Consider the following 13,257-nt stretch of genomic DNA (forward strand, 5'->3'; position numbering starts at 1 on the left):
ATTATAAATATTATATAATTTTAAAAACAGTCCCTTAATTATTTATTGTTCTACTTCTAATCTTCACTTAATGTATTAAGAATAGAAAAGTTTAAGAGTATAGTATAATATCAATTTTTTGATTAAATAGTTAGTTTTAATAACGGTAATCTACATCAATATTAAACGCAATAATGAAAAAACAGCCCTATTAAAAAAGAGCTGCCTTTATACAACTTATATTAAAAACATTGCCACAATCGTCGTCACGACCAACCCAATTGTGACAGGAAGTAAGTTCTTCCTGGCAAGCTCAAATGGGTCAACTCCGCAGATAGCAGCTGCTGGAATGAGCGCCCAAGGAACGAGGGTTCCGCCTCCAACCCAAATGGCAGCAATTTGCCCAAGTGCGGTTAATGTCGCTGCACCAGCCCCGAGAGCAGAAGAGAACAAAGCAGCAAGTGATCCAGCTAACGATATTCCTGAAAAACCTGATCCATCTAAGCCGGTAATGGCCCCTACAGTTGTTAAGGTAATGGCTCCGATTGGTGCATTTAATGGTACAACTGAAGCAAGGCTGACTCCAAGGTCGTTCACAATTCCCTGTGAATGTTGAGGTAAGAAATCACCAATGATTTTCCCAAAACCTGAATCACCAAGATAGAAAAAGGCGGCGATTGGGATGACCGGGCCAAATACTTTAAAGCCAAATTGAAAACCTTCAATTAAATAAGTTGTGGTTTTTTCTAACCCAGCATTTTTATGGGCTGCAAGGGAAATGAGAAGAAGGATAAAAATGGATGTGCCTCCGATAAGTGCTGTTGCATCTCCACCAGAAAGATTTAATGAAGACATAGCTGCTACATCTAGGGCAAATAGAATTGGGATTAAGATTGCGAAGAAGCGTTTTGCAGATGGAGATAATAATTTTCTTAGTTGTTGTTCTTCTTGGTTTGAGAGGTCTTTTGTTAATGGGTTGATATAATTTGACTTTCCATCAACTGAAAGGGTGCCCTTTCGCATATCCCTACGAAGGAAAATGTAGGCTGCGACTGTAGTCACAATACCCATTACAAACACTAATGGAATACTCGCTTTTACAACCTCCAATACTTCGAGACCCGCAGCATCTGCAGTAAGCTTAGGAGCTGCCTGAATGATGAAATCACTCGACAATGCAATACCGTGACCGAATAAGTTCATTGCCATCGCGACACCTAGAGCTGGGAGGCCAACCCTCATTGCTACAGGTAGAAGAACGGCACCGATTAAAGCTACAGCAGGAGATGGCCAGAAAAACCATGAAATCACCATCATGACAATTCCAATTGTCCAATAGGCAAGCGCTGGGGAACGTATCAGTTTTGCAAAAGGAGCAATCATGATATCATTGATTCCCGTGACAGTTAACGCCTTACTCATGGAAACAATAATCGATATTACGAGAATGGTTGAAAGTAATTCAGTGATTGCATAAATAAAGCTATTAAAAACACCGCTGATGGAAGCACTTATTGATCCAGTTGCGGTAATCGCTAATAAAAAGATACCGATGATACATATAAGCGAGGTGTCTCTCCTCATCACCATAAAGCCGATGATTAAGAGGATAAAAGAAACATATATCCAATGCAGGGCGGTTAATTCCACTAACATTGTAAAACCCCCATTCAATTATTCCGAATTCAAGCAAGAGTAACTACACATCTACCCATGTTTGTAATACAGAATATGTTGAGGGGGATAAGGTGTGAGAAGTGCACAAAATTTTTAATGACCCTGTAAAGAGTGAAAAGTTTTTGTATAAACAGGTCCGGAAAAGACGGTTTTGTTTATGCCTGCTTTTGTTTTTTCAATCACTTGTTCCATTTCTTTGAATGCCAGGGAGCGGGTCCACTCTAAATAAAAAGATTCTTTTAACCAAAAGCTTGCAATAACGAAGGTATCACTTTTTTTAGGCCGAAGTATGCGAAAGGCGATAAATCCAGTTTTGTTTTGAAAAAGTGAAGACTTTTGTGTGATGTTGTATTCAAAGAGTGGGATGCCTTCATCGGTTACAGGTACATATGTTAATGCCGCAAAACTTGCATCGACTATGTTCCCGGACTCAGATAGTACTTCATATTTTCGTGGTGCAGCAAAAACAGATTTTTTGGTCGTTTCATGGAGCAGGATGGCTGTTTCGTTATTATAGAACAAGGCCATGTTTTGTTTTTTATGTTTTTCATGAAGCTTTTCTAAAAAGTCAACTGTCCCAAACGCTATGTAAAAATTCATGTAACCCCTCCTTTATTTGGACGTAATACATAGTAGGAAACTTTTACAGTTATACTAAAAGATAACATAACAAATTTTTGAAAACATCTTAAATCATTCTATCTAGCTTCAGCGCCTAGCCAGTTTTCACCTTGAGTTTGCTTCTTTGGGTATCTTGCGAAAAGCTCGCTTTGAGCAGCTCGAGGTCATAAGCCAATCCGTCAAGAAGGATAAACTGCATCCTTCTCGCCGGCTTTTCTTATGCTTGTCGGACTTGCACATGAAGTGCTGACATCGACGTTTGCCACAGGACGTGGCAGTAGTTAGTCGATGTTCATCTTTTCGAGGCGCTTGCGCTTTTAAACTTTTCCAAGGAGGTCTTTTTATGAAAAAGAAATTATTACTCTCATTTTTTGTTATAATCGGTTCATTTGTCCTTGGATTGTGTGGGTATTTGCTTATCATATATGCAGGTGACTATGTTATTGATGACAAAAAACTGGTCATGAATTCTGCAACAAAACTGGTTGATGAAGAAGGCAGATTTATTACGAAATTATATTATGAAAATCGGGACATTGTGCCAATAAAGGATATTCCGGAATATGTTCAACAAGCGTTTATCGCGGTTGAGGATACGCGTTTTTATAAACATCATGGCATCGACGTTCAGGCAATTGGAAGGGCCATTTATAAAGACATTGTCGCTGGAGGAAAGGTAGAAGGTGGCAGTACAATTACACAACAGCTTGCTAAGAATGTGTTTCTGACAAACGAAAAAACATTTCTTCGAAAAACAAAGGAATTAATCATAGCAATTAATTTAGAAGAGGAATATAGCAAACAGGAACTACTTGAAATGTATTTAAATCAAATTTATTTTGGACATGGGGCATATGGCATTCAGTCTGCATCAAAGTTTTATTTTAATAAAAATGTAAGTGATTTGACGGTTGAAGAAGGGGCTCTTCTTGCAGCAATCCCAAAAGCACCATCCACCTATTCTCCGATTCTAAATCCTGAAAAAAGTAAACAAAGACGAGATTTGGTTATTAACTTAATGGAGAAAAGAGGATTTTTACAGCCTGAGGAGGCTGTAAGGGTTCAAGGAAAGACGCTTTCTATAGATATACATGAAGTAGAAAGAGACCCTGCTTTATTAACGTATATCGACATGGTATTTGAAGAGGCAAAGTCACGTTATAAATTATCAAATGAAGAATTACTTAGAGGTGGGTATACCATCACAGTTCCACTCAATTTAGAAATTCAAAAAACAGCATACGAGCTTTTTAAAGACCAAAAGAATTTCCCAGGTGTAGATGATAATGTGGAAGGGGCGTTTGTGCTAATTAATAACGATACAGGCGGTGTCCTGGCAAGTATCGGGGGAAGGCATTATGTCAGTAGAGGTATTAATCGAGTTTTAGTCAAACGTCAGCCAGGATCGACCATTAAGCCCCTTGCAGTATATGGACCAGCATTAGAAGAAGATGAGTTTGAACCATATTCAATGATCGTTGATAAGAAACTTTCCTATGGGGAATATGAACCAAGCAATATATCAGGCATTTATAAAGGAAAAATATCGATGTATGATGCGTTAATTGAATCTGCAAATGCACCTGCTGTATGGATGCTTGATCGACTAGGAATTGATACAGCTAAAGAATATTTAACTAAAACAGGAATCACTATTCCAGATCAAGGTCTATCGATTGCGTTAGGTGGTCTTAAAGAGGGAATCTCACCACTTGCAATGGCAAAAGCATATCGAGCCTTTGCTCGGGAAGGAAAGGTCATCGAACCGCATGTTATTAATAAAATCGAAAACCGAGACGGCAAAGTAATTGGTGAGGCATCCACTCATGAGAGCGAGGCGTTTTCAAAACAAACTGCGTGGTACATGACTAGAATGCTTGAAGGTGTTGTTGATAATGGTACGGCAAGGGTAGGAAGTTATTCAGGTGCTCTTGCAGGTAAAACTGGGACAACCAATTTACCAGGTGTAGAAAACGGAATTAAGGATGCCTGGTTTGTCGGCTTTACTCCTTCCGTAGTGGGGGCTTTATGGATGGGCTATGACTCGACAGATGCAACCCATTATTTAAAAGGGGGTAGCTCATCTCCGACGAAACTATTCAAGAAAATTCTCGATCATTCAGAGTTGAAAAAGGCCACAGTTTTTTCTGCACCAAAGGATGTGGAAGAGCTTGAGCCACCAATTCGTCTTTCTGAAATCGATGATGTGAAAGCTAATTTAACATTTAAGCCACTTGGGCTTTTTACGGTAATTTTAAATTGGACACCCTCAGATGATGAACGGATTGAGTATCGAATCTATGAGGAGAATTCAAAGTCTGTTAAATATGTGAGTTCTGTAAGAGGAATAGGCAGCTATGAAATAGAAAATGTAAACATTTTTTCGATGCCTTCCTACTTTATCGTTCCTTATAATTCGCAAACGAAGGAAGAAGGTATACACTCACAAACTGTTAAGCCTACCTTTTTTTCAAATAAATAGAACAGCTGGGGTGGTGTACAAATGTCACCACCCTTAATGTTCGTCAAATTTTTGACATTTGACTCGGTTTTGTATACAAGGATAGTAGAAACAATTATAGTGATAGAGTGAGGATAAATGAAACAGATATTTAATAAAAGAAATGTACTTATGCTATTATTGTAACTATTGTGTGAAGAATGAAAGGTAGGTAAATACATATGCAAAAGGGTTTTAATGATACATTATTGAGGGCGGCAAGAGGTGAAAAGACCGAACATGTACCTGTTTGGTATATGCGCCAAGCGGGGCGCTCCCAACCTGAATACCGAAAGATAAAAGAAAAATACGGTTTATTTGAAATTACACATCAACCGGAATTATGTGCATATGTCACTAGACTTCCAGTTGAACAATATGACGTAGATGCTGCTATTCTTTATAAGGATATTATGTCTCCACTTCCAGCACTTGGAGTGGACGTTGAAATCAAAGCAGGTGTTGGTCCCGTTATCAGCAACCCCATTCGTTCGGTAAAGGACGTTGGGAAGCTTGGAGAAATTCATCCAGAAGAGGATGTTCCATATGTACTTGATACAATCAAGCTATTGACAACAGAACAGCTTTCGGTACCATTGATTGGATTTGCAGGAGCACCTTTTACTCTAGCAAGCTATATGATTGAAGGCGGTCCTTCAAAAAATTATAATAAAACGAAGGCTTTCATGTACGCAGAGCCAGACGCTTGGTTTGCACTTATGGATAAACTAGCTGATATGACGATTACCTATGTGAAGTCACAGATAGCTGCGGGTGTAAAAGCTGTACAAATTTTTGACTCCTGGGTAGGGGCATTAAATGTTGCAGACTACCGTCATTTCATAAAACCAGTTATGCACCGTATTTTCTCAGCACTGCGTGAGGAAAATGTACCACTAATTATGTTTGGAGTAGGAGCCAGCCATTTAGCATTAGAATGGAACGATCTGCCTTTAGATGTTGTCGGGCTTGATTGGCGCCTCCCGATTATGAATGCAAGAGAACTTGGAGTCACAAAACCAGTTCAAGGAAACCTTGACCCAGCCCTGCTATTAGCTCCATGGGAAGTCATTGAAGAAAAAGCAAGAGAAATCTTAGACCAGGGAATGCAACAACCGGGCTATATCTTCAACCTCGGTCATGGAGTTTTCCCTGAAGTAAAGCCAGAGACTCTAAAGCGTCTAACTACATTCATCCACGAATATTCAAAGAAAAATTAATCTAGCTTCTGAGGTGTTCTAAATGACAAAAAAGAAAATGGGTTTACTCGTAATGGCATACGGTACTCCATATAAAGAAGAGGATATTGAACGGTATTATACACATATTCGTCATGGCCGCAAGCCATCACCAGAAATGCTTGAAGACCTTCGTAATCGGTATGAAGCGATTGGTGGAATCTCACCGCTTGCTAAAATTACAACTGAACAAGGTGAAAAACTCGAAGAACATCTAAATCAAATTCAAGATGACATTGAGTTTAAAATGTACCAAGGGTTAAAGCATATCGAGCCTTTCATCGAGGATGCAGTTGCACAAATGCATGAAGATGGGATTGAGGAAGCGGTAAGTCTTGTACTTGCCCCTCATTTTTCAACATTTAGTGTAAAATCATACAATGGTCGTGCAAAAGAGGAAGCAGAAAAACTTGGTGGACCCAAAATTACTTCGGTGGAAAGCTGGTATAAGGAGCCTAAATTCATCGAGTACTGGGCTAATCAAGTGAAGCAAACTTTTGCCTCAATGACTGATGAAGAACGGGAAAATGCAGTCTTAATCGTTTCAGCTCATAGCCTTCCTGAAAAAATCATTGCAGCAGGTGACCCATATCCTAGCCAATTACAAGAAACAGCTGATTTAATTGCAGAAGCTGCAGGTGTAAAAAATGTTGAAATTGGTTGGCAAAGTGCTGGAAATACTCCTGAGCCATGGTTAGGACCAGATGTTCAAGATTTAACTAGAGACCTCTATAACGAAAAAGGCTACAGGGCATTTGTTTATATACCTGTTGGATTCGTTGCAGATCACTTAGAGGTTCTTTATGATAACGACTACGAATGTAAGGTTGTATCAGAAGAGCTTGGTGTAAGTTATTACCGCCCGGAAATGCCAAATGCGAAACCTGAATTTATCGATTGTTTGGCGACTGTTATTTTAAAAGAACTACAAAATTAAACGATACATTAATTAAAAGTTCAAAAGAAGGGTGGAAATGACCGAACACCTTACTTTTGAGCATCCTATTGAAAGAAGGCGAAGTTAAGTGAGTAATCAAAAGGTAGTCGTAATAGGTGGTGGGATTACTGGTTTAACAGTAGCTTATTATCTCCAGAAAGAGGCAAGGGAGAAGGGCTTAAATATTACATGTACGCTTATAGAAGCGAGCCATCGATTAGGTGGAAAAGTACAGACCGTTGAACGAGATGGGTTTGTAATAGAAAGAGGTCCAGATTCCTTTTTAGCAAGGAAAAAAAGTGCCTCACGACTGGTCAATGAGGTTGGACTAGGGGATAAATTGGTGAATAATACTGCTGGTAAATCCTATGTTCTTGTGGGTGGAAAACTTCATCCAATGCCTGGTGGATCAATCATGGGGATCCCTACTCAAATCGGACCGTTCATTACAACAGGTCTGTTTACCCCAATAGGCAAACTGAGAGCGGCAATGGATTTTGTACTGCCACGAACAACAGGTGAAGGTGATCAATCACTCGGCCAATTTTTTAGAAGAAGACTTGGAGATGAAGTCGTTGAAAACCTTATCGAGCCATTGCTTTCAGGGATTTATGCAGGGGATATCGATCAATTAAGCTTAATGTCGACTTTCCCACAATTCTACCAAGTTGAGCAAAAATACCGGAGTCTAATTGTTGGGATGAAACAAACAACACCACCAAAACCTAAGCCAAATGGGGAAACAAAATCAGCACCTAAAGGCCAATTCTTAACGGTTACTACTGGACTACAGTCATTTATTGATGCGATTGAAGCAAAGCTTGAACCCGGTACCGTGTTTAAAGGAATCAAAGTCGAAGGCATTGAAAAGCATAGCCATCACTATCTCATCAAGCTAAACAATGGAGAAGAAATGACAGCTGATAGTGTAGTCGTTGCGACACCACATCATGTAACACAATCCATCTTTAACCAATATTCCTTTTTCGATTCCTTTAAGGAGATGCCATCCACTTCAGTTGCAACTGTGGCAATGGCTTTCCCTGAAGAAGCGATCAAAAAGGATATTGATGGAACTGGCTTTGTTGTATCGCGAAATAATGATTATATTATTACCGCAGTTACTTGGACTCATAAAAAGTGGCCACATACAACACCTGAAGGCAAAGTTTTACTCCGTTGCTATGTTGGAAAGGCAGGAGACGAGGCGATTGTTGATCAATCCGACGAGGAAATTATCAAAGTGGTACTTGATGATTTGAATAAAACCATGAACATCACGGATCAGCCTGAATTTTCAATCGTAACCAGATGGAAAGATGCAATGCCGCAATACACGGTTGGTCATAAGGATCGGGTAGAGCATGTGAAGAATAATGTTGAAGAACATTTACCAGGTGTCTTTTTAGCCGGAAGTTCATATGAAGGTCTCGGGCTACCGGATTGTATTGACCAAGGAGAAAAAGCCGTAACTAATGTTCTTGAATATTTAAAAATAACTACTCCTGTTCTAGTATAGATAAAAAAGGAAGGCCATGGCCTTCCTTTTTTATTTGATTTCATTACAATGATCACATTTGTTGCCGTAGCACTCATGCTGCTCCTCAATATCATGGCCACATTCAGCACATTTTTTAGCAGGTAGATTTTTGAAAAATTCTGTACTTTTTACTAACATTTTAACCCCTCCGTTTCCTTTATTGTTTATAGTGTACTATAACAGTTAAAATTATGTCAATAACTGTTTTGTAACAAAGTATAAAAAAAGTGAAAAATTTTTTTGTATCGATTATAGTGGTAGTGGATAGGGTAAACCAGTGAAGAATTGCTAGGAATAAAGAAGAACATATTATAAGAAAGGTGATCCTATGAAGGTAACAGTAGTGGGTTTCTGGGGCGGCTTTCCGGCTGCAAATGAAGCCACAACAGGGTATTTATTTGAACATGAAGGATTTCGGCTCCTTGTCGATTGCGGAAGTGGTGTACTAGCACAGCTTCAAAACTATATAACAATTGATGAACTTGATGCTATAATTTTATCTCATTATCATCATGACCATGTCGCAGATATTGGACCAATGCAATATGCAAGACTCGTAACAAGTGCAATCCACAATCAACAAAAGGAACTGCCTATATATGGACATACTGCTGATCAGGAAGGTTTTTCGAGATTAGAGCACAAAGGACATACAAAGGCGATTGAGTACAATCCGAATGAAACGATCGAAATTGGTCCGTTTTCTATATCATTCATGAAAACAAAGCATCCAGTAGCGTGCTATGCCATGAGAATCACAGCTGGTGGACAAACTGTTGTATTTTCAGCTGATTCAAGCTACATAGAAGAGTTTATTCCGTTTACAAAAGAGGCAGACCTGTTTATTTGTGAATGCAACTTATATGCAGACCAAGATGGTTCAAATATGGGGCATATGAATAGTACAGAGGTTGGAAAAATTGCGGCTGCCTCGCAAGTAAAAGAACTTTGGATCACCCATTTGCCTCATTACGGCAATCATGAAGACCTTGTGAAACAAGCTTCAGAACAATTTAATGGCCATATTCAATTAGCAAAATCAGGACTAACTTGGGAGTGAAATCACGATGTTATTTATCGATAATAAAGGAATTAATGATCCGCAAATTAACTTAGCGATTGAGGAGTATGCACTTAAAAATCTCGACATCAATGAAACATATTTATTGTTTTATATTAATGGTCCATCCATAATCATCGGGAAAAACCAAAACACGATTGAGGAAATTAATACACAATATGTTGAAGATAATGGAATTAAGGTTGTGCGCCGCTTATCAGGCGGTGGGGCTGTTTACCATGATTTAGGCAACTTAAATTTTAGCTTTATTACAAAGGACGATGGGGAAAGCTTTCACAACTATCAAAAATTCACTGAACCAGTGATTGAAGCACTTCACAAGCTTGGTGTGAATGCACAACTTAGTGGGCGAAACGATATCGAGGTTGAAGGTAGAAAAATCTCAGGAAATGCTCAATTTTCAACAAGAGGTAGAATGTTCAGCCACGGAACGCTTATGTTTGATTCAGAAATTGATAACGTCGTATCTGCACTAAAAGTGAAGAAAGATAAAATTGAATCAAAAGGAATTAAATCTGTAAGAAGCAGGGTTGCAAATATTAGTGAATTTCTTACGGAAAAAGTTACAATTGAAGAATTTAGACAAATGCTGCTACGATACATCTTTAACACAGAAGGCGATATTCCTGAATATAAATTGACGGAAAAGGATTGGGAAAACATCCACGAAATTTCGAAAGAACGCTATCAAAATTGGGATTGGAACTATGGCAAATCGCCGAAATTCAATTACCAGCATTCACATCGTTTCCCAGTTGGATCCATTGATGTGCGTCTTGAAGTTCAAAAGGGAATAATTGATAATTGTAAGATTTACGGTGATTTCTTTGGAGTAGGGGATGTAGAGGAAATCGAAAAAAAAATAATTGGAACAAAGTATGAAAAAGCGGAGCTAGAGAAGGCTTTGGAAGGCATCGATATTCAGCATTATTTCGGTAAAATTACCAAAGAAGACTTTATTAATTTAATTTATTAAAAATAAGCGCTAGGCGGGTAAGATCTTATCGATTTCTTACCCGTTATTTATATAATATCTTTATTTCGTCTTGATAGAAAAACTTTCTTTCAATATAATATATTTAGAATATTATTTTTTGTTATTTAATGAATGACTGTTCATTCATTAAATTGGCATTGGGAGGGAGAAATTTGAATTTATCGACTCAACTAGGGGAAACAGCAAAGAGATACTTCGACAAACCAGCGTATATTTTTCAAGGGAAGAATAGTACATATGCTGAACTAGATGGTGCAGTATCAAAGTTCGCAAGCGGCTTAGAAAAACTCGGAATCAAAAAGGGCGATCACATTGCTCTCGTATTGGGAAATACTCCGCATTTTGTGATTGGATTTTACGGTGCACTCCGTATAGGGGCAACGGTAATTCCGATTAATCCAATTTATACATCTGATGAAATTGGATATATTGTGAATAACGGAGATGTAAAGGCTGTCATAGCGTTAGACTTGCTTGTTCCACTTTTTGAAAAGATGAATGAACACCTTCCGAAAGTTGAGCATCTAATTGTATGCGAAACCCCACAGGGTTTAGATAGTGGAGAAGATTTCTCAACATTTTCTAACTACTCTAAATTGAAATCGTTTACAGAAGTGGTTGGTTCTGGGGAGCTCCATTTTCAAGGACCAATACTTGATGATGATGAGGTTGCCGTCATCCTGTATACATCCGGTACAACTGGTAAACCAAAAGGGGCAATGTTGACCCACAAGAATTTGTATAGTAATGCAAGGGACGTTGCGGATTACTTGAAAATTTCTGATCAGGATCGTGTGATAACAACATTACCGATGTTCCATGTTTTCTGCCTAACAGTAGCGTTAAATGCCCCATTAATGAGTGGTGGTACACTGTTAATTGTACCTAAGTTTAGCCCGAAAGAAATTTTTGGCCTTGCTAAGGAATACAAGGCTACGGTTTTTGCAGGTGTTCCAACAATGTATAATTTCCTTCTTCAATATCCAGAAGGAAATCCTGAAGATTTAAGCACATTACGTTTATGTATTTCAGGCGGTGCAGCAATGCCAGTAGCCCTTTTAAAAAGCTTTGAACAGAAGTTTAATGTTCTGGTATCTGAAGGGTACGGTCTTTCCGAAGCATCACCTGTAACAAGCTTCAATCCGTTAGATCGTCCACGTAAACCGGGTTCGATCGGGACAAATATTGTCAATGTCGAGAACAGAGTTGTCGATGAAAATGGTGATGACTTGCCGGTTGGTCAAGTTGGAGAACTAATCGTTCGTGGGCCAAATGTGATGAAGGGCTATTATAAAATGCCTGAAGAAAGTGATGCGACATTGCGAAATGGTTGGCTTTATACAGGTGATTTAGCGAGGGTAGATGAAGAAGGGTATTTTTATATCGTTGACCGAAAAAAAGATATGATTATTGTCGGTGGTTATAATGTATACCCAAGAGAAGTCGAAGAAGTTCTTTACAATCATCCCGATATCATAGAAGTAGCTGTTGTAGGTGTACCAGATCCAGAGCAGGGTGAAGCAGTCCACTGTTATGTTGTGAAGAAGAATCCTGATTTAACAGATGATACTCTCCTTGCATATTGTCGTGAGCATTTAGCTAAATACAAGCTTCCTAGTAAAATAGAATTCATTGACGAACTTCCTAAAAATACAACCGGAAAAATTTTGCGTCGTGCGTTAAAGGATTTAGTGACTAAATAAGGGGAAGAACAGGTCAATTTGGCCTGTTTTTTTAAGTTGGTTTAAACATTTTTTAAAGGAATTTTTTAGTTTAAGGCGAAATAGGATGTAAGCGATATCAAATATTTTAGAAGAGGTGTAATCATGTCTGCAGTTTTATATCAAATTGAAAACCATGTAGCAACTGTCACATTGAATCGCCCTGATGCTTTAAACTGTTTTAATTATGAGATGCTTAAGACACTCGATGAAGTTGTCGAGGATATTCGCACAAATTCAGATGTTCGTGTTGTGATAATTACGGGATCTGGTGAAAAAGCATTTAGTGTTGGTGCAGATTTAAAGGAACGAAAAACACTAAATGAAGCACAGGTAAGAAGAAATGTTTATAAAATTGGCCAGGTTTTTGCGAGTATTGGCGATTTGCCACAGCCGACAATTGCTGCAATCAATGGCTATGCATTTGGTGGCGGTATGGAACTCGCACTGGCCTGCGATTTTCGGATTTCAGTCGAAGATACTCAAGTGGGACTAACGGAAACGAGTCTAGCCATTATTCCAGGCGCCGGGGGAACCCAACGACTTCCACGTCTCATCGGAGAAACAAAAGCTATGGAGCTCATTTTAACGGCTAAACGAATAAGTGCAGCCGAAGCAAAGGATTATGGGATTGTTTCAAGTGTTGTAGCTCGCGAAGAATTAATGAAGGCCTCTATGAAGCTAGCGAATGATATGCTAAAAAATGGCCCACTTGCTTTACAGCAAGCGAAATTTGCGATTAAGCAAGGATTGAATACAGACTTACATACAGGGTTTAAAATCGAACGTAAGGCCTATGAAGTGATTATTCCAACCGAGGACAGAGTGGAAGCCCTGGCAGCTTTTAATGAAAAACGAAAGCCTAACTTTAAAGGGAAATAGTTGTTGTGGTGGCGTCTCACGGTTGAGACGTCTTTTTATTTTAAAATGGATAGAAACGGAGTAAAATCGCTAGAATGAAAATAA

At 38.7% G+C, this 13,257-nt stretch carries 11 protein-coding genes; 8 read left to right on the plus strand and 3 right to left on the minus strand.

From position 1 onward, the window contains the following. Window positions 1–216 precede the first annotated feature (216 nt). On the minus strand, window positions 217–1,635 hold the full coding sequence (locus tag V7138_RS14275) for a hypothetical protein (RefSeq protein ID WP_335398440.1): 1,419 nt from the start codon (window positions 1,633–1,635) through the stop codon (window positions 217–219). 114 nt (window positions 1,636–1,749) lie between these two features. Then, on the minus strand, window positions 1,750–2,256 hold the full coding sequence (locus V7138_RS14280) for an antibiotic biosynthesis monooxygenase family protein (protein WP_335398442.1): 507 nt from the start codon (window positions 2,254–2,256) through the stop codon (window positions 1,750–1,752). A 364-nt stretch (window positions 2,257–2,620) separates the two neighbouring features. Here V7138_RS14280 and V7138_RS14285 point away from each other — a divergent pair, with 364 nt between their 5' ends. From V7138_RS14285 to hemY, 4 genes are all read left to right on the plus strand, one after another. Further along, window positions 2,621–4,759 carry a transglycosylase domain-containing protein gene (locus V7138_RS14285; RefSeq protein WP_335398444.1) on the plus strand — a complete coding sequence of 713 codons (2,139 nt, stop codon included), beginning with the start codon at window positions 2,621–2,623 and terminating at the stop codon, window positions 4,757–4,759. Window positions 4,760–4,959: 200 nt separating this feature from the next. Further along, the gene (gene hemE, locus V7138_RS14290) at window positions 4,960–5,997 is read left to right on the plus strand and encodes a uroporphyrinogen decarboxylase (protein ID WP_438824361.1); all 1,038 of its coding nucleotides are present in this window, start codon (window positions 4,960–4,962) and stop codon (window positions 5,995–5,997) included. Window positions 5,998–6,019: 22 nt separating this feature from the next. After that, entirely contained in the window at window positions 6,020–6,952 is a 933-nt protein-coding gene (gene hemH / locus V7138_RS14295; protein WP_335398446.1) for a ferrochelatase, read from the plus strand. A gap of 88 nt (window positions 6,953–7,040) precedes the next feature. Beyond that, a complete protein-coding gene (gene hemY / locus V7138_RS14300; RefSeq protein WP_335398448.1) occupies window positions 7,041–8,471 on the plus strand; it encodes a protoporphyrinogen oxidase in 1,431 nt (476 codons plus the stop codon). 30 nt (window positions 8,472–8,501) lie between these two features. Here hemY and yhfH read toward each other — a convergent pair whose 3' ends face one another. Continuing rightward, a complete protein-coding gene (yhfH, locus tag V7138_RS14305) occupies window positions 8,502–8,630 on the minus strand; it encodes a protein YhfH (RefSeq protein WP_335398450.1) in 129 nt (42 codons plus the stop codon). A 190-nt stretch (window positions 8,631–8,820) separates the two neighbouring features. Here yhfH and V7138_RS14310 point away from each other — a divergent pair, with 190 nt between their 5' ends. From V7138_RS14310 to V7138_RS14325, 4 genes are all read left to right on the plus strand, one after another. Then, window positions 8,821–9,552: an MBL fold metallo-hydrolase gene (locus V7138_RS14310; protein WP_335398452.1), complete on the plus strand. Its 732-nt coding sequence runs from the start codon at window positions 8,821–8,823 to the stop codon at window positions 9,550–9,552. Window positions 9,553–9,559: 7 nt separating this feature from the next. Continuing rightward, on the plus strand, window positions 9,560–10,549 hold the full coding sequence (locus V7138_RS14315) for a lipoate--protein ligase (protein ID WP_335398454.1): 990 nt from the start codon (window positions 9,560–9,562) through the stop codon (window positions 10,547–10,549). 173 nt (window positions 10,550–10,722) lie between these two features. Next, window positions 10,723–12,273 carry a fatty acid--CoA ligase family protein gene (locus V7138_RS14320; protein WP_335398456.1) on the plus strand — a complete coding sequence of 517 codons (1,551 nt, stop codon included), beginning with the start codon at window positions 10,723–10,725 and terminating at the stop codon, window positions 12,271–12,273. A 123-nt stretch (window positions 12,274–12,396) separates the two neighbouring features. Then, window positions 12,397–13,173, plus strand: coding sequence for an enoyl-CoA hydratase (locus V7138_RS14325; RefSeq protein WP_335398458.1), 777 nt, complete (start codon window positions 12,397–12,399; stop codon window positions 13,171–13,173). Window positions 13,174–13,257: the final 84 nt, after the last annotated feature.

Origin of the sequence: Bacillus sp. JJ1533 (assembly GCF_036965045.1) — a bacterium.
Lineage (GTDB): Bacteria > Bacillota > Bacilli > Bacillales > Bacillaceae_L > Ferdinandcohnia.